We start from the raw sequence: 24,835 nt of genomic DNA on the forward strand, positions 1-24,835 counted from the left end.
GACGAGCTCAATTCAGGTCTAGTTCCGGACAGCCGAATCGGGGACATTGACCGGGGCCGCCACGGGGACGACGCTCTGTTCGGGCTCGGGCATTCCGTGCCGCTCCCACCACCGGGCCAGCGGCCGCGGCGACCACCACGCCCAGCGGCCGAGCAGCTTCATGGACGCCGGGACGAGCAGCCCGCGCACGACGGTGGCGTCGACGACGAGCGCCACCACCACGCCGACGCCGATCATCTTCAGCACGGTGACGTTCGTGATGACGAACGCGCCCACCACCACGCCCAGCAGCAGCGCGGCGGCCGTCACGATGCGCGCGGTGTGCTGCACGCCGACCGCCACGGACTCCACCGGGTCGCGCGAGACCAGGTAGTGCTCGCGGATCCTGGCCAGCATGAAGACCTCGTAGTCCATGGCCAGGCCGAACGCGATCGCCGCGATCATGACGGGCATGTTGGCGTCGATGAACCCGGGCGCGGTGAACCCGAGCAGCCCCGACAGGAACCCGTCCTGGAAGATCAGCACCATCGCGCCGAACGCGGCCGACAGCGACAGCAGGTTCATCAGCACGGTCTTGATGGGCAGCGTGACCGACCCGAACGCCAGGAACAGCACCACGAACGTGACCACGGAGGTGATGAGCAGCATCCACGGCAGCCCGTTCGCGATCATGGTCAGCATGTCGACGATCGCCGCCGGCCGGTTGGCGAACAGCGCGGTGGCGCCCGGCGGCGGCGGCTCGGCCCGCAGCTTCGTCACCACGTCCCTGATCTCCTGCCCGTAGGGCGACAGGGAGTAGCCCAGGGTGATGCGGGCCAGGTCGCCCTCGGTGCCCGTCACCTCCGCGCGGTCGACGCCCTCGATCCGGTCGAGCCGCTGGGCGAACGCGTCGAGCTGGGCCGTGGCCTCCGGCGTGTCCGCCGGGCCGGGCATGCGGACGACCGTGCTGATCACCTTGGTCGGGTCGTACGGGAACTCCTCCGCGAGCTGCCTGGTCACCACGACGCTGTCGGTGTCGGCGGGCAGCGCCCACTCGGCCGGGCGAGTCCAGACCGCGCCCAGCAGCGGAATGCCGAGCGCGCCCAGCGCGAGGGTGATGCCCAGCACGACGGTGACCGGGCGCCGCATGACGCCGTGCGCCGTGCGGTACCACCTCGTGCCCTCGGACTCCGGACGGCGCCGCCCGAGCAGCGGGATGCGCAGCGAGTCGATGCGGCGGCCGGCCACCCGCAGCAGCGCGGGCAGCACGGTGAGCGCGCTGATCACGGCGAACAGCACGACGCTCACCCCGGCGTAGGCCAGCGAGGTCAGGAACCGGGACGGGAAGACGATCAGGCCGCCGAGCGTGACCGCGACCGTGATGCCGGAGACCGCGACGGTGCGGCCGGCCGTGGCGGTCGCCCGTACGACGGCGTCCTCGACGTCGCGCCCGGCGGCGAGCTCTTCCCGGAACCTGTTGACGATGAGCAGCGCGTAGTCGGTCGCCAGCCCCAGCCCGAGGATCACCACCACGTTGATCGCGGCGGTGGACAGGTCGACCAGCCCGCCCACGATGCGCAGCACCACGAGCGAGCCGACCGCCACCAGGACGGCGATGGCCAGCGGCAGCGCCGCGGCGACGAGGCTGCGGAAGACCACCAGGAGCAGGATGATCAGCAGCGGGAACGACAGCAGCTCCGCCCGGGCCAGGTCGCGGTTGCTGATCGCGTTGAACTGCTGGCCCACCGCGGTCAGCCCGCCGAAGCGCTCGGTGAGGCCGGGGGCGTCGAACAGCGGCAGGATCCTGTTGTAGACGACGACCTGTTCCTCCTCGACGGCGCCGGGGAGCTGCAGGGCGAGGTAGGTCTTGTGCCGGTCCGCCGAGACGAAGTCGGCCGAGCCGGTGGAGTAGTAGCTCTCCACCCACTCGTAGGAGTCCTTGGGCAGCTTGGCGACGACCGCCTCGACCTGCTGCCTGAACTGCGGGTCGTCCACGGACATGGTCTGGCTCTCGTACATGACCACGACGTCCGCGACGTGCCGGCCGAGCGTGCCGGCGAGCAGGCTGTTGGCCTGGGAGGACTCGCCATGGGGGTTGTCGAGCCCGGCGCCGCCGCCGAGGACGCCGCCCGCCCCCGAGCCCCAGACGCCGCCCAGGACGACGAACAGGATCGCGGCCAGGAACACCCATGTTCGGCGCCTTGCTGCGAAGCGGCCGATGGTCGCAAACATCATCTCTCCCTCGACGAGGTGACTCGGATACCGATAGTAGAGCTTTCCACTATCGATGGACAAGAGGACGAGCCGCGAGCCCGCCGAGCAGGCCACCGAGCAGCACGGTCAGCACGACCGTCCCCGCCCACATCTCCGGCGACCACCGCACCCCCGCCGCCAGGTGCAGCCCCACGAGCTGTCCCGCGCACACCAGCCCGGCGTAGAGCGCGCCCGCCACGGGCAGCCGCAGCGGCGCCCCCGGCCCCCGCACGGTGTCGAGGCGCACCAGGAGCCCGTCGGCGAGCAGCGCGGCGGCCACCGCGCCCGCGGCGACGGTGAGATGGGGCTGCGGGAACTCGTTGATCACCATCAGCCTGATCGCCACCCCGAGCACCAGCGCGGTGCCGGCGAACATGGTGGCGCGCCGCCGGTGCATCATGAGCAGCGGGATCGTCACCAGCAGCGTGGTGACGAGGTAGCTGAAGACGCCCTGTACCACCAGGAACTCGTCGGGCGTGTCGATGATCCCGCCGTAGTCGCCGAGCACGGGCTCGTACGGCCGGGTCGGCGCGACCGTCATCATCGACGCGCCGTAGTTGAGCAGCACCAGCATGCCCATCACCGCGTACGTCATGGCGGCGACGCCGGCCAGCGCGCGCAGGCCGCCCTCCCCCGAGGCCCACCAGGACCGCAGCGGGCTGGTGCCCAGGATGATGCCGCCGAGCGTGGCGATGATGTGGGTCGGGCTGAAGGACGGCAGCAGGCCGATCTCGATGCCGATCGCCTGGTGCCAGATCATGTCGCCGAACCCGCCGGCGAAGAAGATCAGCGCGCCGATCGCGCCCAGCCGGTAACCCTCGGGCCAGCCGTCGCGCCACCACTGCGGGTGGCGGTCGCGCCGCACGTACGCCAGCCGGAACGTCCAGGCGGCGGTCAGGCCGTAACCGAGGTAGAGGACCGCGTGGTAGGGGGTGAAGAACCCCTCCAGGGTGTCGATGACGTTCTTGTGGGCCCAGCCGTCGATGGCCAGGCCGGAGATCATGACGGCCCCGCAGAGGATGGTGACCAGGTCCTCGCGGACGCTCGCCCGCTCTTTGGTGGTGACGGCCGCGGTCGTCGTCGTCATCGCGGTCATCCTCTGCGCCGCAGGGCGGGATCGAGCAGCTCGGGCGGCCGCCAGCCGGCGTCGGCCGCGTTGATCGTCAGCCCGGGGGGCACGATCTCGTCGACGGCGTCCAGCACGTCGGGCGTCAGCCGGACGTCGAGGGCCAGCAGGTGGCTCTCCAGGTGATCCATCGTGCGCGGGCCGATGATGGCCGACGTCACCGCGGGGTGCTGCATGACGAACTGCAGCGCGAGCTGGACCAGCGACATCCCGGCCTGCTCCGCCAGCAGGGCCAGCCGCTCGGCCGCGGCGAGCTTGCGCCGGTTCTCCTCCAGCGTCATGTCGTAGCGGGCGGGCAGCAGCGCGGCGCGCCTGCTCTGCGGGAGCTCGGCGCCCTCGCGGTACCGCCCGGACAGCCAGCCGCCCGCCAGCGGGCTCCACGCCAGGACGCCCATGCCGTACTGCCGGCAGACCGGCAGGAGGTCGGCCTCGACGGCACGGGCCAGGATCGAGTACGGGGGCTGCTCGCTGGCGAACCGCTCGCGGTGCCGCCGCTCGGCGACCCAGTGGGACTCGACGACCCGGTGGGCGGGGAAGGTGGAGCAGCCGATGTAGCGCACCTTGCCGGCGCGTACGAGGTCGGTCAGGGCACCGAGCGTCTCGTCGAGGTCGACGGACGGGTCGGGCCGGTGGATCTGGTAGAGGTCGATCCGGTCGGTACGCAGCCGGCGCAGGCTGTCCTCGACGGCCCGCATGATCCAGGCGCGGCTGTTGCCGCCGCGGTTGGGCCCCTCGCCCATCTGGCCGTGGACCTTGGTGGCCAGCACGATCTCGTCGCGCAGGCCGCTCTCGGCCAGGAACCGGCCGATCAGCTCCTCGGACTCGCCGGCGGCGTAGACGTCGGCGGTGTCGATGAAGTTCACCCCGGCGTCGACGGCCCGCTGGATCATCTTCCCGGTCTCTTCCGGGCCGTTCTCACCCCACCAGCCGAACATCATCCCGCCGAGGCAGATCGGACTTACCATCAGGCCAGTCCGACCAAGTGGTCGGTAGTCCATTACGATCAACTCCCAGGCCGGTCGAAAAATGGATACGAGAACTGTCTACTATCCTTTTCGATGGGTTGGCAAGGGCCAGCTCGTGGGTACGAGTTGGGTGAAAGGGGAGGAACCATGCGCATCGCGGAGCTGAGCCGCAGGGCCGACGTGCCCGTCCCGACGATCAAGTACTACCTGCGCGAAGGTCTCCTGTCCCCCGGCGAGCGCACCAGCTACAACCAGGCCCAATACACCGAGGAACACGTCCGCAGGCTCCGCCTGGTGCGGGCGCTGCTGGAGGTCGGCGGGCTGAGCGTCGCCGCCACCCGCGACGTCCTGGAGAAGATGGACGCCCCCGGGATGAGCCTCATCGACCAGGCGGGCAAGGCCCAGTTCGCCATGACCGTCACCCCGAAGGTGGTCAAGGACGACGCCTGGCACGCGGCCGAGGAGGAGACCCAGGCGCTGATCGAGCGGCTCGGCTGGAAGGTGCGCCAGACCAACCCCGCCCGCCTGACGCTGGCCTCCGCGCTCGCCACGCTGCACCGCCTCGGCAAGACCGACCAGATGAAGCTGCTGGAGATCTACGCCAGGGCGGCCCGCGAGGTCGCCGAGGTCGAGCTGGGCCAGCTCATCCAGGACTCCGAGCCGGAGGCGATCCTCGAGACGGCCGTGGTCTGGACGGCGCTCGGCGACGTCGTCTTCAGCGCGCTGCGCAGGTTCGCCCACGAGGACGTGGCCTACGGCGACGCCGCCCTCGACTGACCCCGAGCGACACCCCCACACCGACACCCCCACACCGACACCGCCCTCGACCGACCCCAGCGACACCTGCGCCGACCACCTGCGCCGACGCCGCCCCCGATGCCTTCGATGGGTCCGGGCGGCACTACGGCGAGACCGCCGTCGGCTGGTCCAGCAGCGCGTCGAGTTCCTGCGCCGCCGCGGCGGCTCCGGTGAACTCGATCGCCTGCCAGCCCGCGGCCCTGGCGCCGGCGCAGTTCTTGGCCAGGTCGTCGACCAGCACGCACTGCGCGGCCGGCACGCCGGCGCGGGCGGCCGCCAGCTCGAAGATCTCCGGGTCCGGCTTCCGGCAGCCGACCTGCGCGGAGTTGACCACGTCGTCGAAGACGCCCTCCGGGGGCACCATGCGCCGCCAGTGCTTCTCCCACGCCGGCGGCATGTTCGACAACATCCCGACGAACAGGCCGCGCCCGCGCACCCGGTGAAGCTGGGCCAGCCACTCGACGTTGGTGCGCCTGCCGTCGAACCAGGCGTCGGCGAAGCTGATCATCGGGGCCTCGATCCCCTGGGCGTCCAGCTCGGCGGCGATCTGCCGCAGCCACTCGTCCTCCGTGACCAGCGGGGTGTCCAGCGGCAGCATGAAGTCGTCGGTGCCGTAGCGCGCGGTCACGGTCGCGACGGCGGTCAGCAACGGGCCGGGCGGCAGGCCCGTCCTCGCGCAGAAGGCCGAGAACGTCTCTCCGACGGGCGGCGTCAGCACCCCGCCGAAATCCGTCCAGACTGCTTTTATGGAAATCGTCACGCTCCTACCTTGACGCATTTCCCTCAGGCCGCCGTCAGGCCGTCATCAAACCCCGATCACGTCCGGATCAAAGGCATTCTCAGCATTTCCCGGGCTGGTTACATTGCTGCCCATGATTCCCTTTGCAGAGACACTCGGGGAGTTACTCGCTTTCCGGGCCCGGGAGAACGCCGCACAAACTGTCTACCGCTTTCTCCCGGACGGCGAGCGTGAATCCCACTCGCTCACCTTCGCCCGGCTCGATCTGGAGGTCCGCGCGCTGGCCTCCCGGCTCGCCGGACACGCGGCGCCGGGCGAGCGCGCCCTGATCCTCGCACCCGACTCGGCCGATTTCATCCGCGCGTTCCTGGCCTGCCAGTACGCGGGCGTGATCGCCGTCCCGATATATCCGCCGATGCCGTTCGACGCCCGGCGCGGAACGGCGAACCTGCGGGCCATCGCGCAGGACTGCGCACCCCGGGTGGTCCTCTTCGCGGGACCCGACGGATACGAGCGGTTCATCCGCGACAACTCCCCCGAGCTCGCGGCGCTGACGTGGATCGGGGCCGGCGAGGCCGGCGAGGACCGTACCGGCTTCCGGCCGGTGCCCGCCGACCCGGCGGGCATCTCGTTCCTCCAGTACACCTCCGGCTCCACCGCCTCGCCCAAGGGCGTCATGGTCAGCCACCGCGCGCTGCTCGCCCAGGAGCGGCTGCTGCACGAGATCGGCGGCTTCAGCCAGGACTCGATCATCGTCAGCTGGCTGCCGCTCTTCCACGACATGGGGCTGATCGGCAACGTGCTGCTCGCGCTCTACGCGGGCTGCCAGGCCGTGCTCATGCCGCCGCTGACGTTCGTGCAGCAGCCGGTCCGCTGGCTGCGGGCGATCTCCACCTACCGGGCGACGGTGTCGGGGGGGCCGAACTTCGCCTACGAGCTGTGCGTGCGGCGCGTGCCCGAGCAGGAGCGGCAGGGGCTCGACCTGAGCAGCCTGCGGGTCGCGTTCAACGGCGCCGAGCCGGTGCGGGCGAGCACCCTGGAGGCGTTCACCGCCGCGTACGCGCCGCACGGGCTCGACCCGCGCGCCCTCTACCCCTGCTACGGACTGGCCGAGGTGACGCTGATGGCCACCGGCTCCCCCGTCGGGGGCGGCCCCGTCATGCTGGACGCGCACCTCGGCGAGCTGCAGGAGGGCCGCCTGGTCACCGGCGGCGGCCACCGCATCGTCGGCTCCGGGCGCCCCGGCCCGCGGCGCCGGCTGGAGATCGTGGACCCGGAGACGTGCCTTCCGGTGCGGCCGGGCCACGTGGGCGAGATCTGGGTCGCGGGGCCCGACGTGACCGACGGCTACTGGGGCAGGCCGCAGGAGACCGCGGAGGTCTTCGGCGCCCGCCTGGCCGACACGTTCGAGGGGCCGTTCCTGCGCACCGGCGACCTGGGCGTCGTGCACGACGGCGAGCTGTTCGTCTCCGGCAGGCTGAAGGACCTGATCATCGTCGGCGGGCGCAACCACTACCCGCAGGACCTGGAGGCGACGGCCGAGACGGCGCATCCCATGGTCAGGCGCGGCTGCGTGGTCGCGTTCGGCGACGCGCCGCTGGTCGTGGTGGCCGAGGTCAAGCCCGGCACCACCGAGGAGCAGCTCGCGCAGGTCGGCCCGGCCGTGCGCACCGCCGTCGCCTCGGGGCACGGCGTCCAGGTCGACGAGGTCGTGCTGATCGCCGCCGGCACCATGCCGAAGACGTCCAGCGGCAAGCTGCAGCGGCGGGCCTGCCGCGCGGCCTACGAGAGCGGCACGCTGACGGCCGCCGCGCCCGCACCCCAGCTCGAAGGAGCGTCATGACCACGCACCAGGAGACCGTCGAGTGGCTGCTGCGGCGCACGGCCGAGCTGCTGTCGGCGCCGGCCGCCGACCTGTCGCCCGACACGCCGTTCTCCCAGCTCGGGCTCTCGTCCATGCAGGCGGTCGAGCTCGCGGGCGATCTGGAACGGTGGAGCGGCCGGTCCCTGTCGCCGACGATCGCCTACGACTACCCGACGATCGAGGCGGTGGCGGCGTACCTCACCTCGTCGGCGGAGCGGCAGCAGGCCGGACGCCCGGACGCGGCGCGCGGCGAACCCGTCGCCATCGTCGGCATCGGCTGCCGCCTGCCGGGCGCCGACGGGCCTGAGAGCTTCTGGAACGTGCTGCGCGAGGGTGTGGACGCCATCCGCGAGGTGCCCGCCGACCGGTGGGACGGCCAGGCGCTCTACGACCCCGACCCCGACCGGCCGGGCCGGATGAACACCCGGTGGGGCGGCTTCCTCGACGACGTGGAGAGCTTCGACGCCGACTTCTTCGCGATCTCCGCGCGGGAGGCCGCGCGCATGGACCCGCAGCAGCGCCTGCTGCTCGAGGTCGCCTGGGAGGCGCTGGAGGACGCGGGCGTGCCCGCGTCGAGCCTGTCGGGCGCGCGGGCCGGCGTTTTCGTCGGCGCCTCCACCTACGACCACGGCGCCTCCCTGCTCAGCTCGGGGGCCGAGCCGGAGGCCTACGACGGCACCGGCGCCGCGCTCAGCGTCATCGCCAACCGGCTGTCGTACTGCCTGAACCTGCGCGGGCCCAGCATGGTCGTCGACAGCGCCTGCTCCTCCTCGCTCGTGGCCGTGCACCTGGCCTGCCAGGCGCTGCGCGCCGGCGAGGCGGACCTCGCGCTCGCCGGCGGGGTCAACGTCATCACCAGCCCGCGGATCGCGCTCAGCTTCAGCAAGGGCAGGCTGATGGCGCCCGACGGCCGGTGCAAGCCGTTCGACCACCGGGCCAACGGTTACGTGCGCAGCGAGGGCGCGGGCGTGGTGCTGCTGCGGCCGCTGTCGGCGGCACTGGCCGCCGGTGACCGGATCTACGCGGTGATCCACGGCAGCGCCGTCAACCAGGACGGGCGCACCAACGGCCTGGCCGCGCCGAACCGGCCTGCCCAGGAGGAGGTGCTGCGCTCGGCCTACGCCGCCGCCGGCATCGACCCCGCGACGGTCGGTTACGTCGAGGCGCACGGCACCGGTACGGCGGTCGGCGACCCGATCGAGGTGGCGGCCCTGGCCACGGTCCTCGGCCCCGGCCGGCCGGAGGAGCGGCCGCTGCGGATCGGCTCCGCCAAGTCGAACGTCGGGCACCTGGAGGCGGCGGCGGGCGTGGCGGGGCTGATCAAGGCGGCGCTGTCGCTGCACCACGGGGAGCTGCCGCCGACCGTCCACTTCACCAAGCCCAACCCGCTGCTCGGCCTCGACCGCCTGCCGGTCGTCGTCCAGGACCGCGCCGAACCGTGGCCGTCGGCCCCCGGCCGGCCGCCACAGGCCGGCACGTCTCCGGCGGACCGAACCGAGCCGACGCACCGGACGGAACCTGCGGACCGAGCGGACGCGGCGGACCGAACCGAGCCGACGCACCGGACGGAACCTGCGGACCGAGCGGACGCGGCGGACCGGGCGGAGGCATGGCCGTCGGGGCATGCGACGGCCGGCGTCAGCTCGTTCGGGTTCGGCGGGACGAACTCCCACGTCGTGCTGTCGTCGGCGCCACCCCAGCCGGGCCCCGCCCGTCCTGCCCGCTCCGGCGGCGAGTCGTCGGCACCCCGGCCGGGTCCCGACCGCCCTGCCTGCTCCGGCGCCGAACTGCACCTGTTCCCGATCTCCGCCCGCTCCGAGGCGGCCCTGCGCCGCCGGGCGGCGGCGCTGGCCGCCCTGGCGCGCGGCAGGGCGGGCGACACGGCCTGGCTGGCCGAGGCGGCCGCCGCGGCGGCGCTGCGCGGCGACCACGACCGCCACCGCGCCGCCGTCGTCGCCGCCTCCCCGGAGGAACTCGCGGCCGGGATGGCCGCACTGGCGGAAGGCCGCGACGGGGCGAACGCGCGCAGGCGGCGGACCCAGCGGCCCACGCTCGTCTTCCCCGGGCAGGGCGCCCAGTGGGAGGGCATGGGCAAGCAGCTCGCCGCCGCCGTGCCCGCCTTCCGCGCGGCGATCCGCAGGTGCGACGCCGCGATCAGCCGCCGGCTGGGCGAGCCGCTGTGGGACGACGAACGCGGCCTGACCCCTCGCGGCACCGCCCACGTGCAGCCCGCGCTCTTCGCCTACCAGGTGGCGCTGGCCGAGACGTGGCGGGCGTGGGGCGTCGAGCCGGCCGCGGTGATCGGGCACAGCATGGGCGAGATCGCCGCCGCGCACGTGGCCGGCGCGCTGACGCTGGAGGACGCCGCCCGCGTCGTCTGCGAGCGCAGCAGGCTGCTCACCCGGCTCACCGGTCAGGGCGGGCTGGCGCTCGTCGAGCTGGACGCCGAGGAGGCGGACCGCGCCCTGGCGGGCCGCCGCGACCGGCTGTCGGTGGCGGCCGTCAACGGGCCGCGCGCCACGGTGCTGTCCGGCGAGCCGGCGGCGCTGGACGAGGTGATCGCCGAGCTGGAGGCGCGCGGGGTGTTCGCCCGGCGGGTCGCCGTCGACTTCGCCGCGCACAGCCCGCAGGTCGAGCCGCTGCAGGACGAGCTGTCCGCGGCGCTCGACGGGCTCGACCCGAGGCCCGCGACGACCCCGCTGTACTCGACGGTCACGGCGGAGCCCGCTGCCGGCCCCGAGCTCGGCCCCGCCTACTGGCGGCGCAACGTCCGCGAGCCCGTGCTCTTCTCGCCCGCGCTGGAGCAGCTCATCGCCGCGGGACACGAGCTGTTCGTGGAGGTGGCGCCGCACCCGGTGCTCACCCGCTCGGTGGCCGAGCTCGCCGGCCACCTCGACCGGCCCGTCGAGATCATCTCCTCGGTACGCCGCGACGAGCACGAGGCCCGCGCCCTGCTCGGCGCCCTCGGCGACCTGTACGCCGGCGGCGCCGCCGTCGCCTGGGACGCCCTGTACGCCCGCGCCGCCCACGTCCCCCTGCCGCCCCACGGGTGGGACCGGCGGCGCTTCTCCCTGCTCCGCGCCACGCCGGGCGCGGCCGCCGTACCGTCAGGTCACGGGGGCGCGCTGCTGGGTGCCCGCCTGAACGTGGGCGCCGAGCCCGGCCTGCGGCTGTGGCCGCTGTCGCTCGGCGGCGCGCCGGAGCTCGCCGACCACGTCGCCGACGGCGTGCCGCTGGTGCCGGGCGCCTACTGGCTGGCGACGGCCGCCCAGGCGGCCGCCTCGGCCCGTGACGGCGAGGCCGCCGGTCCCGGGCCCGTGCTGCTGGAGGACGTGGTCTTCGCGCACCCCTGCCCGGCCGACGGCGACCCAGGGCTCCAGCTCGCCCTGCGCCCGTCAGGACCGGGGCGGCTCTCCTTCGTCATCACCTCGGACCGCGGCGGCGGCCCGGTCGTCCACGCCCGTGGCGCCGTCACCGGGAACGCCGCCCCGCCCACGCCCCCCGCTGTTCCCCTCGACCTGCCGGGCGACGTGCCGGTGGCCGAGCTGTACGAGCGGCTGGCGGCGGCCGGACTGGACTACGGCCCGCGCTTCCGTGGCCTGACCCGGCTCCGTACCGGCAACCGGGAGGCGGTCGGGACGTTCGAGCTTCCCGGCGGGCTCGACTCCGATCGTGCGCCCCTGCACCCCGCCCTGCTCGACGCCTGCTTCCACACGGTCGCGGCGGCAGCGGGCGGCGCCCTTCCCGCCGGGGTCCTGCCCCTGCCCGCCGGGGCCGGGCGCGTGTGGTCGCGCGGCGGCGATGCCGTGCGGCGGGGCACGGCTCACGCCGTCATCCGCCGGCTCGCCCCGGACGAGCTGGTCGCCGACGTCACCGTACGGTCGGAGCCCGGCCCAGCGCCAGGCGCGGCAGCCGGCACGGCGGCGGGCGAGACGGCAGGCACGGCTATGGGCCAGGCGGGCACGGCTGCGGGCGAGGTGATCTGGGCGGTTTCCGGTCTGCGCATCCGCCTGATCCGGCGCCGCCCCGCCGAGGACGGCCGCCTCTACACGCTGCGCTGGCAGCCGCTGACCCCCGGCCCCGCCGTCACGACCGGGGGCGGCTGGCTGGTGCTCGCCGACCCGGCCCCCGCGAGCGGCCCCGCCTCGGTGGGCGAACGCCTGGCGGAACGGCTGGCCGCGGCGGGCGAGCCGTACCTCCTCGCCGGCGGGGACCGGCCGCTCGACGAGCTGCTCGACGAGGCCGTCACCCGGTACGGCGGCCTGCGCGGCGTCCTGGACACCCGCGCCACGACCGGCACCGGCCTGCGCGCCGCCCCGAACGACCGCACGGACAACGCCGGAACACCGGCACACGAGCACGCACCGCAGACCGGCAGCGCACCGCAGACCGGCAACGCGCCACCGACCACCAGCGCACCGCAAACCAGCGGCGCACCGCACACCAACGGCGCGCCACAGACCGGCGACGCACCTCAGGCCAACGGCGCGCCGCAAGCGCACGTGCGGGCACCGCACGAGCACGTGGGCACGGCCCCACCGCCCCAGCCCGCTGCCGAGGCGGGCGTGGGGGCGCTGCACGACCGCGCGTCCGAGGCGCTCCGGCTGGCGCGGGACCTGCTCCGCCGGACGTGGCTGGGCCGGCCGCCGCGCCTGTGGCTGCTGACGGCGGGCCCGGCGGGGTCCGTCGTGTGGGGCCTCGGCAGGGTGATCGCCAACGAGCATCCCGAGCTGGCCGCCGCGGTGGCGGACCTGCCCGGCTCGCCCACGCGGGCCGACCTCGACGCCCTGGTGGCGGCGCTGCGGGCACAGGACACCCCGGGACAGGTGCGGGTGCGCGACGGCGGCCTGCTGGAGCCGAAGCTCGTGCCGGCCCCGGCGGGGTCCGGCGACCCGGCGCCCATCAGGCCCGGCCGCCCGTACCTGATCACCGGCGGGCTCGGCGCGCTCGGCCTGCACGTCGCGCGCCGGCTGGTGGACAAGGGTGCGCGCAGGCTCGTCCTGACCGGCCGCACCGCCCCCGGGCCGCAGGCGCGGGCCGTGCTGGACGAGCTGCGGGAGGCGGGCGCCGAGATCAGGGTCGAGCTCGCCGACCTCGCCGACGCCGGGCAGCTCGCCAGGACGCTCCCCGCGGACCTCGCCGGGGTGTTCCACCTGGCGGGCGTCCTGGAGGACGCGCTGATCGCCACGCTCGACGACGGCCTCCTGCACCGCGCGCTGGAGGGCAAGGCGGCGGGCGCGTGGAACCTGCACACGCTGACGGCGGACCTGCCGGTGGAGCACTTCGTCCTGTTCTCGTCGCTGGCCGGCCTGTTCGGCTCGCCGGGTCAGGGCGCGTACGCGGCGGCGAACACGTTCCTCGACGGCCTGGCCGAACATCGCGCCGCCCTCGGCCTGCCCGCGCAGAGCATCGACTGGGGCACCTGGTCGGGCACCGGCCTGGCGGTGGCGGCCGGCGGCGTCGAGCGGCTGGCGGCGCGCGGCCTGCCGCCGCTGTCCCCCGAGGCCGCGCTGGACCTGCTGGAGGAAGCTCTCGGCAGCGGCCGGCGGCACCTGGTGGCGGCGGCGTTCGACTGGCCGGCGTTCGGCAGGGCCGGTCTGAGCCCGGACCTGGCGCGCATGCTGGAGGGGCAGGTGAGCGCCGACCGGCCGGTCGCGGGCGCGGAGCGCGGCGCCATCAGGAGGGCCGCGCTGGCCGCCACCGGCGCCGCCGGGCGTCTGGACGTCCTGCGCCGCTTCCTGCTGGAGCAGGTGGGCGCCGTCCTCGGCCGGGCCCCCGACAGCGTGGACACCTCCGCCCCGCTGCAGGAGCTCGGCTTCGACTCGCTGATGGCCATGGAGCTGCGCACCCGCCTGGAGACCGGGCTGGACCTGCGGCTGTCGGCCACCGTCGTCTACACCTTCCCGACCGTGGAGGCCCTGGCCGACGGCCTGGCCCAGCGCATCGCCGCCGAACGCCCCGCCGTACAGGACACCACCACCGCCCACGACAGGACCGCCGAGCCGGACATGTCCAGCAAGCGCGGTGTACCCGGCAAACACAGCCTTCTCAACAAGCCCGACGTGCCAGGCAAGCCCGAAGCGCCGGACGAGCCGGACGTGCCCGACGAGCTGGCCGCGCTCGACGAGCAGGAGCTGGCCGCGCTGCTGGCCGAGGAGCTCGACCTGAAGGGAGGACGGCATGACTGACCAGCGCAAGCTCCTGGAGCGCGCCCTGGTGCGACTCCGCGACACCCGGGCCCGCCTGGCCGCCGCAGAGCGCGCGGCCCGCGAGCCGATCTCGGTGCTCGGCGCGGGCGTGCGCCTGCCGGGCGACGTGGCGGACCTGGAGGCGTTCTGGAGCCTGCTGCGTGACGGCGTCGACGCCGTCACGCCGTCGGTCGACACGCTCGACGGCCACCGCCCCAAGCCGGCCGACCGCGCCGAGAACGGCCGCTGGGCCGGGCTGCTGACCGACGTGGACGGCTTCGACGCCGCCTTCTTCGGCATCTCGCCCGCCGAGGCGGCCAAGATGGACCCGCAGCAGCGGCTCGTGCTGGAAGTGGCCTGGGAGGCGATGGAGGACGCGGGCCTGCCGCTGGAGACGCTGCAGCGCGCCGGCACCGGCGTGTTCCTGGGCGTCTACAACAGCGACTACCTCACCCTCCAGTACGGCGAGCCGGGCACGATCAACACCTACACGGCCCCGGGCGGCGCGCACAGCGTGCTGGCCAACCGCCTGTCCTACCTGCTCGACCTGCGCGGCCCCAGCATGGCCGTGGACACCGCCTGCTCCTCCTCCCTGATGGCCGTCCACCTGGCGGTGCGGGCACTGAGGCAGGGCGAGTGCGACATCGCGCTGGCCGGCGGCGTCAACATCATCCTCAACCCCATCTCCACGCTGGTCACCGAGAAGGTGCTGCCGCTGGCGCCGGGCGGCCGGTGCCGCACGTTCGACGCCGCGGCCGACGGGATCATCCGCGCCGAGGGGTGCGGCGTCCTCGTGCTCACCCGGGAGTCGCTGGCCGCGGGCAGGCGGGTGCGCGCGGTGATCCGCGGCACGGCGGCCAACCACGACGGCCGCACCAACGGCCTGACCGCGCCCAACCCGCGCGCCCAGGCGGACCTGCTGCGCCGCGCCCTCGACGACGCGGGCGTACGGCCGGAGCAGGTCACCTACATCGAGGCGCACGGGACGGGCACGCCGCTGGGCGACCCGATCGAGGTGGAGGCGCTGCGCGAGGTGTACGGCGGCGGCTCCCTGCCGTGCGCGCTCGGCTCGGTGAAGACGAACTTCGGCCACCAGGAGGCCGCGGCGGGCGTCACCGGCCTGATCAAGGCCATGCTGGTGCTGGAGCACGAGCAGGTGCCGCCCAACGTGCACCTGCGGCGGCTGAACCCGGAGATCGACCTGGCGGGCAGCCGGCTGTCGGCGCCGGCCGCGCTCACCGGACTGGCCCGCGGCGAGCACGCGCCGCTGGCGGCGGTCAGCTCGTTCGGGTTCGGCGGCGCGAACGCCCACGCGATCGTGCAGGCGCCGCCGCCCCCGCAGGCGGGCGCCGACGCCGCCACGCCGGGCAAGCTCGTGCTGCCGCTGTCGGCCCGCGACCCGGCCGCGCTGGCCCCGCTGGCCAGGGCGTACGCCGAGCGGCTGGCCGGATGCGATCCGGTGCGCGCCGCGGCCGTGTGCGCGGCGGCGGGCACGCGGCGCACGCACCTGGCGCACCGGCTGTGCCTGACGGCCGCCGACCCGGCCGAGCTCGTGGCCAGGCTGGGCGAGGTGGAGGGCGGCGGCCCGGCGGTGCCGCCGCGCCCGCCCCGGGTGGCGTTCGTCTTCAGCGGCCAGGGCTCGCAGTGGGCCGGCATGGGGACCGAGCTGCTGCGGCGCGAGCCGGTGGTCGCGGCGGAGGTGGCGGAGTGCGACGCCGTCGTACGCGAGCTGGCCGGCTGGTCCGTCCTGGAGCAGCTCGCCGACGGCGGCCGGCTGCACGAGACGGAGGTCGCGCAGGTGGCGATCGGCGCGCTGCAGCTCGGGCTGGCCGCGCTGTGGCGGTCCTGGGGGATCGAGCCGTCGGCGGTGACCGGCCACAGCATGGGCGAGGTCACCGCGGCGTACGCGGCCGGGGCGCTGGACCGCGCCCAGGCGTTCGACCTGCTGCTGCGCCGGGCGCGGAGGGCCGAGGAGGGCGCGGCGGGCGGCGCCATGGCCAGCATCTCGCTGCCGCCCGACCGGGTGCGCGAGCTGATCGGCTCCGGCGGCTTCGCGTCGCCCGGGGGCTCCTCCGCGCGGACCGGTGGCCGGGTGGGGATCGGCGCGGTGAACGGGCCGCGCTCCACCGTCGTCGCCGGCGAGCGGCAGGCCGTGGTGGCCGTCTGCGACGCCGCGGAACGGCTCGGCGCGAGCGTGCGCCGGCTCCCCAGCCGCTACGGCTTCCACAGCCCGATGCTCGACGGGCAGGACGAGCGGCTGGCCGCCGAGCTGGCGGACCTGCGGCCCGGCCCCTGCACGGTGCCGATGTACTCCACCGTGACCGGCGCCCTCGTCCAGCCGGGACAGCTCGGCGCTGCGCACTGGGGACGCAACCTGCGCGACGCGGTGCGCTTCTCGCCCGCCGTCTCCGCGGTCGCGGCCACCGGCGTGACGGTGTTCGTCGAGCTCGGCCCGCATCCGGTGCTGCTGCGCGACCTCGGCGAGACGCTGGAGGAGGCCGGTGTCCGCTACCGGGCCGTGGGCAGCCTGCGGCGCGGCCAGCCGGCGTCCGCCACCCTGGACCGCTCGCTGGCCGACCTCTACCGCGCCGGGCTGGAGGTGGACTGGGAGGCGGTGCTCGGCGCCGCGCCCGCCGACGTTCCGCTGCCCGCCTACCCCTGGCAGCGGCGCCGCCACTGGCTGGGAGAGGCGACGCAGCGGGCCGACCTGGTCACGGCCGTGCCGCAGGCCGAGCGCACCGCGACGATCGCCCTGTTCGTACGGCGGCGCATCGCCGACGCCCTCGGCCTCGACGACGTCGAGCAGGTGCCCGAGGACCGGCCGCTGGCGGACTTCGCCCTCGATTCGCTGGTGATCGTCGAGCTGAAGGGCCAGGCGGAGAGCGAGCTCGGCGTCACGGTGCCGCTGCAGGCGCTGCTCCGCGTCATGCACGGCGGCACGGCACGCGACCTGGCCACCATGATCGCGAAGGAGAGCTGAGCCCGTGACCGCACTGACCTGCCTCGGCGAGAACCCGGCCGCCGCGCTGCGCCTGATCTGCTTCCCGCACTCCGGCGGGCAGCCGGGGATGTTCCGCCGCTGGGTCGCCGGCCTGGCCCCGGACGTGGAGGTGTGGGGGGCGACGCTGCCCGGCCGCGCCACCCGGGTGAGCGAGCCGTTCGCCCGCCGGTGGAGCCCGCTCGTCGCCGAGATCACCGACGCCGTGCTCGACCAGGTGCCCGGGCCGGTGGCGCTGTTCGGGCACAGCCTGGGCGCGCTGCTGGCCTTCGAGGTGGGGCGCGCGCTGACGCTGGCCGGGCGGGCGCCCGAGCACCTCGTGGTCTCCGCCCGCGCCACGCCCGCCACGCCGTACCCGCTGACGCTGCCGGACGGCGACGAGGAGCTGATCGACGCCGTCGACCGCGTCTACCAGGGCATCCCGGCGGCGCTGCGCGACTCGCCCGAGCTGCTGCGGCTGTTCGCGCCGGTGCTGCGCGCCGATCTGGAGCTGGCCGTCTCCTACGTCTTCCGGCCCGGGCCGCCGCTGTCGTGCCCGATCACGGCGCTCGGCGGCACGGACGACCCGACGGTCCCGGAGGCCGAGCTGTCCGCCTGGCGCCGCCACACCAGCGGCGCGTTCTCCTCCGCGCGCTTCCCCGGCGGCCACTTCTACCTCGACGCCGCCGAACGCCAGGTGCTGGACACGCTCTGGCGCTGCCTGGTGCCCCGCCACGCTCTGACGAGGAGTTCGTCGTGACCTCTGACCTGTACGGAAAGCTGACCTTCGACCAGACGGTGCCGCGCTCGCTGGCCCACAGGCAGGCGGTGGGCGAGGTGTTCGTCACCGACTCCGCTCCCGGGCCGGACGGCGACTTCCTGGTGGCCGTGCAGGTGCCGCGCGCGCACAGCCTCTGGTTCGACCGGCTCGTCCCCTTCCACGACCCGTTCTGCACGGCCGAGGCGGCCCGGCAGGGGTCGTTCGTCGTGCTGCACCGGTACTTCGGCGTGCCGGTCGGGCTGCCGTTCAGCCTGCTGCGCTGGCAGTTCCGCGTCCACGACCTGGCCGCCTACCGCGACGACGAGCGGTCGCCGTTGCAGGGGGTCCTGCGTTACCAGGTGGACAACAAGTCCAGGGGCGGCGAGCTGGGCGACCTGACGCTGTCCGGGGAGCTGACGGTCGGGTCGTCCACCGCCATGAGCTTCAACGGGGACGTGGTCTTCTTCGGCAAGGCGGACTACGCGGCGCTGCGCGAGTTCCAGCAGGCGAGCAAGCCGCCGCCGGACCCGGCCGCGAGCGCCGTCACGCCGCTGGACCCGGCGCTCGTCGGGCGGCGCGATCGGCGCAACGTGGTCATCGGTGACGGGGAGCGCTTCCCGTACGTGATCGACACCACCCACCCGTCCTACTTCGACCACGCCTACGACCACGTGCCCGGTCCGTTCATCGTCGAGGGGTTCCGGCAGGCTGCGGTGGTCGCGGCGGTGCGGTCCGGGGAGCTGGCCTCGCCGGCCGCCGCCGTGCTCGGCTGCTCGACGACCTTCGGGTCCTTCGGCGAGTTCGGGGCGCTGCTGGAGTGCTCGGCCGAGGTGACGGGGGCGGCCGGCGGGCGCGTCACCGTCGCGCTGGAGTTGCACCAGTACGGCAAGCGGCTCGCGACGGCGGGCATCGAGCTCGGGCCGTACCCGGCATGAGCCGCCTGCGTTCCCCGGTCGTGGCCGCCGGGCTGATCGCCTTCGCCCTGACGCTCACCCTGAGCGCCGGGAACGTCGTCCTGCCCGCGATCGAACGCGACCTCGGCGTCACCTTCGCGGTCAGCCGCTGGGTCGTCCTCGGCTACGCGCTGGCCTCCGTCCTGCTCATCCCCGTCGTCGGGCGCCTCCAGCGGCGGCTGGGCCTGCGGCGGGCGCTGCTCGCGGGCTCGGCGGGGTTCGCGGTGGCGGCGCTGCTGTGCGCGCTGGCTCCCGAGATCGTCACGCTCCTCGCCGGCCGCCTCCTGCTCGCCGCCTTCGCCGCCCTCCTCACGATCCTGACCACCGTCCTGGCCGTGTCGGGCCCAGGCCCGAAGCCCGAGGGCGCCGGACCGACGGCGCCCGGACCGAGGCCGGAGCCTACGAGCGCCGGGGCGGCGAGGCGTGGTACGGCGGAGTCCGGCGCAGCGCGCGCGTCCGAGGAGGCGGGTGGGCGGCGGGACAGCAGCGTCGGAGGGCTGGCGGTCGCGGCCGTCTGCGCCACGCTCGGCGGGTTCGTCGGGGCGGCGGCGGGCGGTGGGCTGGTGAGCCCGCTCGGCTGGCGACTGCTGCTCCTCCTGCCGGTCCCGCTCTGTCTCCTCGCCCTCACCGCCCGCATCCCCGGCGCACCGGCAGCGACCCCTGCCACCTTCCCGGCTACCTCCCCAGCCGCCCTTCCGGCCACCTCCCCGACCCGGCCCCCAGCCGCACGCACGCCGGCCCTGCTCGCCGTCACCATGCTCGCCGCCCTGGACGCGCTGGTCGTCGTGCTGTGCCCGTTCTTCCTCTTCCAGGGCCGGACCATGCAGTCCGCCCTCCCCCTGGTGGGCCTGACCGTGATCGCCCTCCCCGCAGCGCTCGTCGCGGGCGCCGTGACCGGCACCCGCCTGGCCCGCCGGATCGGCCCCCGCGCCGTCACCCTGGCCGGCGCCGCGCTGGCCGCCGCCGGGCTGGCGCTCCTGCTGCCCCTCTCCCCCGCGTGGTCCGCCGCCGAGGTGGCGTTCCGGCTCGCCGTGGTGGGCGCCGGGATGGGCCTGTACGGCGGCCCCGCCCACTCCCTGATCCTGACCGGTGGCGCACTCGACCGTGCGGCAAGCCACCTCCAGCTGGCCCGCGGCCTCGGCTACGTCCTGGGCCCGGCCCTGGCCGCCACCCTCTGGGCGGCCGAGGGCTTCGCGCGAGCCGGGGTGGGCACCGCGCTCCTGCCCGGGCTCGGCGCCGCCGCCGTGGCGGCGCTCGCCCTGACCCCCTTCCGCTCCATGACCACCCGACGACCTTCACCCCAACGACCGGGAGCACCATGGACACCCACGCGATCAAGAGTCTGATGACCGAGGCCGTCACCCAGCTCACGGCCCCCGCCCGCCCGATCGAGGTCCGGCACACGCCCAGGCGGCACATCTACCACCGCCAGGTGCGCTTCTCCGACATCGACGCCCACGGCCACGTCAACAACGTGCGCTTCCTGGAGTACCTGGAGGACGCCCGGATCGCCCTCTTCCTCGACTACGCGGGCACGCCGCCGGAGGACCGCAGCGGACTGCCCGCCGTGGGGGTCGCGATCGTGCGGCACGAGGTCGACTACCGCAGGCCGCTCAGGTTCCGCCACGGCTCGGTGCGGATCGAGTCGTGGGTGACCAAGGTGAACCGGGTCAGCTGCGAGCTGGCCGCGGAGATCTGCTCGGACGAGGGGGTGTTCGCCGAGGCCCGCTCGACGATCATGGCCTTCGACCCGCACACCGCCAAGCCGCGGCGCTTCACCATCCCCGAGCGCACCTTCCTCAAGCGTTACCTGCACTGATGCGGATCCTGTCCCTGAAGCCGCAGCGGCTGCCCCGCCGGCCGCTGTTGCTTCCCCCACCGCCGCGGCCGCTGCTCCTCCTGCCGCTGCTGCTGCTCCTTGTCCTCGCGCTGTGGCCGGCGCCGGCCGGCGCGCACGTGGTCGCTCCCGGGGCGGACCTGCGGCTCGCCCAGACGATCGCCGGCGCCGAGCTGACGATCACGGTACGGGGCGTCAGCAGGACGCCCGCACCCGCCGTCGTGGAGATCGAGGCGTTCCACCCGGTCCCCGACCTGCCGGTCGAGCTGACGATGCGCTCCACCGAGACCGGGCGGGCGACCCGCGCGTCGGTGCGGCTGGCGGCGGGCCGGGCGGGCCCGTACCGGGCGAGCGTGCAGGTCTTCAAGGCGGGCCCGCACGAGCTGGAGGTGCGCACGCCGGCGGAGCGCTCGGTCCTGCCGGTCCGCGTGCTGGTCCCGGTGACGTCGCCGTGGGAGCTGGTCATCCACGGTGGCTTCTACGCGGCCGGGATCCTGGTGGTGGGCGGGCTCCTGACGGGCGGGACGTCGCGCCGCGGCCCCGCCGCGGCCGTCCGCGCGGGCGCGCTGGTGGGAGTGGTGGCGCTCACCGTGGCGGTGCTCTCCCCGCGGCTTCCCGAACCCGTCCCTGACGGCGCCGCCCCCGTGGCCGAACCAGGAGGCGGCGGGCGGCCGTACCTGGTGGGGAGGTTCAGCACGCAGCCGGCGCGGCCGGCGGCAGGCGCGGAGTTCACGCTGCTGGTCGACCTGGTGGACGGCTCCACGGGGCGGCCGGTCGACGACCTCGTCCCGCATCACGAGGCCCTGGCCCACCTGGTGGTGACCAGCGCCGACGGCACGTACTTCCGCCACCTCCACCCCGTCAGGCTGGGCCCGGGCCGGCTGGCGGTGCGCCTGCGCGCCGGCCGGCCCGGCCGCTACCTCACCCACGCCGAACTGGAACGGACCGGCTCCGGCGGCCAGCTCGTCACCGGCACGTTCGAGGTCACCAGCACGCTCGACGCCACCGGCACGCTCGACGCCACCGGCACACTCGACGCCACCGGCACGTTAGGCGTCACCGGCATCCCTGCGGGCCCGGCGACGCCTCCAGCGTCTCGCGCGGCACCGGTGATCGTCCCGGCGCGGCCGGTGGCGGGCCGCCCCACCACCATGCGGATCGGCACGGCGGGCCGCCTCCAGCCGTGGCTCGGCATGCCCGGCCACCTGATCGTGCGCGACAGGGCGGGCGGCTTCCTCGGCCACGTGCACGCCGCGCCCGCGCCCGCCCGCGCGACCGCGCTGGCCTTCACCTTCAGCTTCCCCGCCCCGGGCACCTACCTCGCCTGGGCGCAGTACGTCAGGGACTCCACCATCGAGACCGTGCCCTTCACCGTCACGGTCGGATCGGAGGGCGGCACGTGACGAGACGGGCCGGAGGGCGGCACGTGATGAGACGTCTCCTGGCCGGCGCCTGCCTGGCCGCGGCGGCCGTGACCGTCGCCGTCGGCTGCCTGTCGCGGCCCGGCCCGGTGACGGCGCAGGGGGCGGGCGCGCGTTACGCCGTCACCCTGACGATCGGCGGGAGCGACACGGCCGACATCGTCGTGGACCGGGGCGAGGCCGAGTCGGTCGTGGTGACGGCCACGATGCCGCAGATGGGGCACATCACCCCGGAGGCGGCGGCGCGGCGCCTGTCACCCGGCCGGTTCCGCGCGGCAGGCGGGCTGTTCACGATGGACGGGGTGTGGGAGGTCTCGGTACGCGTGTCCGGGGCCGCGGGTGAGGAGGTCATCCCGCTGACCGTCCTGGTCACCTCATGACGGTGCCGGGGGACGGAGGCGAGGGCCCGGCGGGCCCTCGCCCTACAGCAGTGCCAGGGCCCTGACCGGCGCGCCGAACCCGCCGCGCAGCTTCGCCGCGCCCACGACCAGTTGCGCGCCCCGCTCGGGCACGGTGTCGAGCGCGGCCAGGTTCTCCAGCCCGTACCTGCCCGTGGTCAGCAACATCCGGTGGACGAGCGGCTCGCGCCTGGTGCCGACGTCGAGGCTGCTGGTGTCGGTGCCGAAGCCGACGATGGAGCGCTGGTTGATCAGGAAGTCGGCGGCCTCCGGGCTGATCCCGGGGAAGCGCATCACCTGGGCGAGCGCGTCGAACTGCAGGAACGCCGCGGCGTCGCCGACCCTCCTGTACCAGCCGCTGTCGAGGGCGACGAAGGCGCGCTCGGGGATGGGGCCGTTCCTGCGCTCCCATTCGCGCAGGTCCTTGACGGTGAGCTCGGTGATGTTGTCGCGGGCGGCGCGCTCGGCGATGCGGACGACGCACAGCGGGGCGACGAGGTCCTCGGGCCGCACCTGGTCGGCGGTGGGCAGGCCCTTCCTGGAGTGGGCGGGCACGTCCATGTGCGTCCCGGTGTGCTCGTTGAGCGTCCACTCGGCGGTGTTGAAGCCGATCACGTCCTCGAACATGACCTGGCGGCGCGCGGGCTTGCGCACGTACATCTCGAACACCGGGAAGTCGGGGCTGAGCGGGTGCGTCAGGTCCAGGACCCGGGAGGCGCGCACCCCGCTCGCGGCCTGCGCCCGCCGGGGCAGCACGGCGAGCGCGCCGACGCCGAACAGGCCGGCCAGCGCCCCGCGCAACACCTGCCGCCTGCCGGACGGCTGCTGCTCGACTTCCGCCGCCTGCCACCCGCCGGACGGCTCCTGGCCGTCCTCAGGCGCGTGCCGTCTGCCGCAGAACGGCTGCTGCTCGCCCTCCAGCGCGGCCATGATCGTCTCAGGCGCGCACACGGGGCGACCTCCCCCGGCCGGCCAGCGGCGCGAGCAGGGCGGCGACGTCCTCGCCGGTGGTGGCGTCGGCGACGTAACCGTCCGGGCGGACCAGGACGAGCTTCGCGCCGCGCAGCGGGCCCTGCGCCGCGAAGCCGCCCGGCACCCGGTACGGCTCGCCGTACGCGCTGCCCTTGGACACCAGCACGCGCGGCACGACCCGGTCGGCCAGCGGCTCCAGGTCCGGCAGCACCTTGAGCGGGTCCACGCCCGGCATGACGAGCAGGGTGTGCCGCGGGTCGGACAGCAGGTCGCTGAGCCGCACCGGGGCGCCGTCGCCGCGCAGCGGGGTCACGGTGACGTCGGGCAGGCCGCGGGCGCCGATCGCGCGGCGGCCGCCGCGCGGGCCGACCACGGGGCTCCTGCGGTAGTCGAGGTCGTCCTGCGCCAGGTTGGGGATGAACCGGCGTTCCAGCGCCCCGGCCGAGCCGAGCAGGCCGAGCAGCGCGTCGCGCAGGAAGCGGCCGATCGGGGAGCGCACGGTCCACAGCCGGGTCTGCTGGTGGGCGCCGCGCAGCACCTGCGCGGCCACGGGCGAGCGCTCGGCCTGGTAGCTGTCCAGCAGCCGGTCGGCGTCGCCGTGCCCGTTCAGGACGAGGGCGAGCTTCCAGCCGAGGTTGGCGGCGTCCTGGATGCCGGTGTTGAGCCCCTGGCCGCCCGCCGGGCTGTGCACGTGGGCGGCGTCGCCCGCCAGCAGGCAGCGGCCGGCCCGGTAGGCGGCGGCCTGGCGCATGTGCACGGGGAAGCGGGTGCTCCACCGCAGTTCCTTGATCTGCACCGGGTAGGGGGCGCGCTCGTCGGCGAGCCGCTGCAGCTCCTCGGCGCTGGGCGCGGAGTCGAGCCTGCCGGCCGTGCTGGCGTCGGCGAAGACGCGCAGGCCGCCGCCCGGCAGCGACACCAGCACGAGCACGCCGTCGGGGTGCAGGTGGTAGTGCGCCTCACCGCGCGGGACGGCGCTGGAGACGGTGCCGTCGCCGAGGATGAAGCTCTGCGTGTAGGTGGTGCCCGCGAAGGGGATGCCGGACAGCTCGCGGACGGCGCTGTGCGCGCCGTCGCAGCCGACCACGTAGGCGGTGGTGAGTTCCTCGAGCCCGTCGGGGCCGTCGAGCCGCACGCCGACGTGGTCGCCGTGGTCGGTGAGCCCGACGAGTTCCGTACGCCACTCCACCGCCACCCCCAGCTCGCGCAGCCTGGCGACCATGACGGCCTCGACGGCGGGCTGCGTGATGCCCAGCATGGTGGGGCCGCCGTTGCGCCAGTCGCCGAGGCGCACGGTCGCCACGTTCCTGGCGCCCGACCAGTAGCGGGCGGCGCTCATCCGCAGGCCGGCGGCGATCACGCCGTCGGCCGTGCCGTGCCGGGCCAGGACGTCCAGCGCGCCCGGCCACATCGCCACGGCTCTGGCCTGGTGGGCGGGCCTGTCGAGGGAACGGTCGATGATCCGGCAGGTGATGCCCTGCCTGCGGAGCTCTGTCGCGAGAGCCAGTCCGGTGGGGCCGGCGCCCACGACCAGGACGGGCAGGGAGATCTTCTCGGTGTCCACCGCGTCACCGTAGGCCGGGGGTGGTCCTGGCCGACTCCAGCGAA

At 74.9% G+C, this 24,835-nt stretch carries 16 protein-coding genes; 10 read left to right on the forward strand and 6 right to left on the reverse strand.

Annotated features, from left to right (window positions below; all coding sequences use genetic code 11):
- Nucleotides 1-18: 18 nt before the first annotated feature.
- From ACBJ32_RS09080 to ACBJ32_RS09090, 3 genes are read right to left on the reverse strand one after another with little or no spacing between them, the layout of a single operon-like run.
- Nucleotides 19-2,214, reverse strand: coding sequence for an MMPL family transporter (locus tag ACBJ32_RS09080; RefSeq protein ID WP_375126338.1), 2,196 nt, complete (start codon nt 2,212-2,214; stop codon nt 19-21).
- A 46-nt stretch (nt 2,215-2,260) separates the two neighbouring features.
- Complete coding sequence (locus ACBJ32_RS09085) at nt 2,261-3,319, reverse strand: hypothetical protein (RefSeq protein ID WP_375126339.1); 1,059 nt, start codon at nt 3,317-3,319, stop codon at nt 2,261-2,263.
- Between the two features lie 5 nt (nt 3,320-3,324).
- The gene (locus tag ACBJ32_RS09090; protein ID WP_357866889.1) at nt 3,325-4,323 is read right to left on the reverse strand and encodes an aldo/keto reductase; all 999 of its coding nucleotides are present in this window, start codon (nt 4,321-4,323) and stop codon (nt 3,325-3,327) included.
- A 147-nt stretch (nt 4,324-4,470) separates the two neighbouring features.
- Here ACBJ32_RS09090 and ACBJ32_RS09095 point away from each other — a divergent pair, with 147 nt between their 5' ends.
- Nucleotides 4,471-5,100 carry a MerR family transcriptional regulator gene (locus ACBJ32_RS09095; protein WP_357866886.1) on the forward strand — a complete coding sequence of 210 codons (630 nt, stop codon included), beginning with the start codon at nt 4,471-4,473 and terminating at the stop codon, nt 5,098-5,100.
- Nucleotides 5,101-5,224: 124 nt separating this feature from the next.
- Here the strand turns inward: ACBJ32_RS09095 and ACBJ32_RS09100 are convergent, their stop codons facing one another.
- The gene (locus tag ACBJ32_RS09100) at nt 5,225-5,881 is read right to left on the reverse strand and encodes an HAD family hydrolase (RefSeq protein ID WP_375126340.1); all 657 of its coding nucleotides are present in this window, start codon (nt 5,879-5,881) and stop codon (nt 5,225-5,227) included.
- 112 nt (nt 5,882-5,993) lie between these two features.
- On the opposite strand from ACBJ32_RS09100, the gene ACBJ32_RS09105 reads away from it, so the two are divergent.
- Genes ACBJ32_RS09105 through ACBJ32_RS09145 form a run of 9 tightly spaced genes read left to right on the forward strand, consistent with a single transcriptional unit; the run spans nt 5,994 to nt 22,240 of the window.
- Complete coding sequence (locus tag ACBJ32_RS09105) at nt 5,994-7,703, forward strand: fatty acyl-AMP ligase (RefSeq protein ID WP_375126341.1); 1,710 nt, start codon at nt 5,994-5,996, stop codon at nt 7,701-7,703.
- Nucleotides 7,700-13,912, forward strand: coding sequence for an SDR family NAD(P)-dependent oxidoreductase (locus ACBJ32_RS09110; protein ID WP_375126342.1), 6,213 nt, complete (start codon nt 7,700-7,702; stop codon nt 13,910-13,912). Before ACBJ32_RS09105 ends, ACBJ32_RS09110 begins: the two co-directional genes overlap by 4 nt.
- Entirely contained in the window at nt 13,905-16,892 is a 2,988-nt protein-coding gene (locus tag ACBJ32_RS09115; protein ID WP_375126343.1) for a type I polyketide synthase, read from the forward strand. Before ACBJ32_RS09110 ends, ACBJ32_RS09115 begins: the two co-directional genes overlap by 8 nt.
- Nucleotides 16,893-16,896: 4 nt before the next feature.
- Entirely contained in the window at nt 16,897-17,649 is a 753-nt protein-coding gene (locus tag ACBJ32_RS09120) for a thioesterase II family protein (RefSeq protein ID WP_375126344.1), read from the forward strand.
- Nucleotides 17,646-18,584 carry an AfsA-related hotdog domain-containing protein gene (locus ACBJ32_RS09125; RefSeq protein WP_375126345.1) on the forward strand — a complete coding sequence of 313 codons (939 nt, stop codon included), beginning with the start codon at nt 17,646-17,648 and terminating at the stop codon, nt 18,582-18,584. Before ACBJ32_RS09120 ends, ACBJ32_RS09125 begins: the two co-directional genes overlap by 4 nt.
- Nucleotides 18,581-19,948, forward strand: a complete 1,368-nt coding sequence (locus tag ACBJ32_RS09130) for an MFS transporter (protein ID WP_375126346.1) — start codon at nt 18,581-18,583, stop codon at nt 19,946-19,948. The genes ACBJ32_RS09125 and ACBJ32_RS09130 overlap by 4 nt, the downstream gene beginning before the upstream one ends.
- Nucleotides 19,921-20,421, forward strand: a complete 501-nt coding sequence (locus ACBJ32_RS09135; protein WP_357866865.1) for a thioesterase family protein — start codon at nt 19,921-19,923, stop codon at nt 20,419-20,421. The genes ACBJ32_RS09130 and ACBJ32_RS09135 overlap by 28 nt, the downstream gene beginning before the upstream one ends.
- Nucleotides 20,421-21,842: a hypothetical protein gene (locus tag ACBJ32_RS09140; RefSeq protein WP_375126347.1), complete on the forward strand. Its 1,422-nt coding sequence runs from the start codon at nt 20,421-20,423 to the stop codon at nt 21,840-21,842. The genes ACBJ32_RS09135 and ACBJ32_RS09140 overlap by 1 nt, the downstream gene beginning before the upstream one ends.
- 23 nt (nt 21,843-21,865) lie before the next feature.
- Entirely contained in the window at nt 21,866-22,240 is a 375-nt protein-coding gene (locus ACBJ32_RS09145; protein ID WP_375126348.1) for a hypothetical protein, read from the forward strand.
- A gap of 42 nt (nt 22,241-22,282) precedes the next feature.
- Here ACBJ32_RS09145 and ACBJ32_RS09150 read toward each other — a convergent pair whose 3' ends face one another.
- On the reverse strand, nt 22,283-23,209 hold the full coding sequence (locus tag ACBJ32_RS09150) for a cyclase family protein (protein ID WP_375126349.1): 927 nt from the start codon (nt 23,207-23,209) through the stop codon (nt 22,283-22,285).
- Entirely contained in the window at nt 23,196-24,791 is a 1,596-nt protein-coding gene (locus tag ACBJ32_RS09155) for an FAD-dependent monooxygenase (protein ID WP_375126350.1), read from the reverse strand. Before ACBJ32_RS09155 ends, ACBJ32_RS09150 begins: the two co-directional genes overlap by 14 nt.
- Between the last annotated feature and the right edge of the window lie 44 nt (nt 24,792-24,835).

It is taken from the genome of Nonomuraea sp. GTA35 (genome assembly GCF_041950525.1).
Taxonomy (GTDB): domain Bacteria; phylum Actinomycetota; class Actinomycetes; order Streptosporangiales; family Streptosporangiaceae; genus Nonomuraea.

Coding starts and splice junctions, on each gene's coding strand:
- ACBJ32_RS09080 (WP_375126338.1), bottom strand. CDS start 2,214: ATGATGTTTGCGACCATCGGCCGCTTCGCAGCAAGGCGCCGAACATGG.
- ACBJ32_RS09085 (WP_375126339.1), bottom strand. CDS start 3,319: ATGACGACGACGACCGCGGCCGTCACCACCAAAGAGCGGGCGAGCGTC.
- ACBJ32_RS09090 (WP_357866889.1), bottom strand. CDS start 4,323: ATGGTAAGTCCGATCTGCCTCGGCGGGATGATGTTCGGCTGGTGGGGT.
- ACBJ32_RS09095 (WP_357866886.1), top strand. CDS start 4,471: ATGCGCATCGCGGAGCTGAGCCGCAGGGCCGACGTGCCCGTCCCGACG.
- ACBJ32_RS09105 (WP_375126341.1), top strand. CDS start 5,994: ATGATTCCCTTTGCAGAGACACTCGGGGAGTTACTCGCTTTCCGGGCC.
- ACBJ32_RS09110 (WP_375126342.1), top strand. CDS start 7,700: ATGACCACGCACCAGGAGACCGTCGAGTGGCTGCTGCGGCGCACGGCC.
- ACBJ32_RS09115 (WP_375126343.1), top strand. CDS start 13,905: ATGACTGACCAGCGCAAGCTCCTGGAGCGCGCCCTGGTGCGACTCCGC.
- ACBJ32_RS09130 (WP_375126346.1), top strand. CDS start 18,581: ATGAGCCGCCTGCGTTCCCCGGTCGTGGCCGCCGGGCTGATCGCCTTC.
- ACBJ32_RS09135 (WP_357866865.1), top strand. CDS start 19,921: ATGGACACCCACGCGATCAAGAGTCTGATGACCGAGGCCGTCACCCAG.
- ACBJ32_RS09140 (WP_375126347.1), top strand. CDS start 20,421: ATGCGGATCCTGTCCCTGAAGCCGCAGCGGCTGCCCCGCCGGCCGCTG.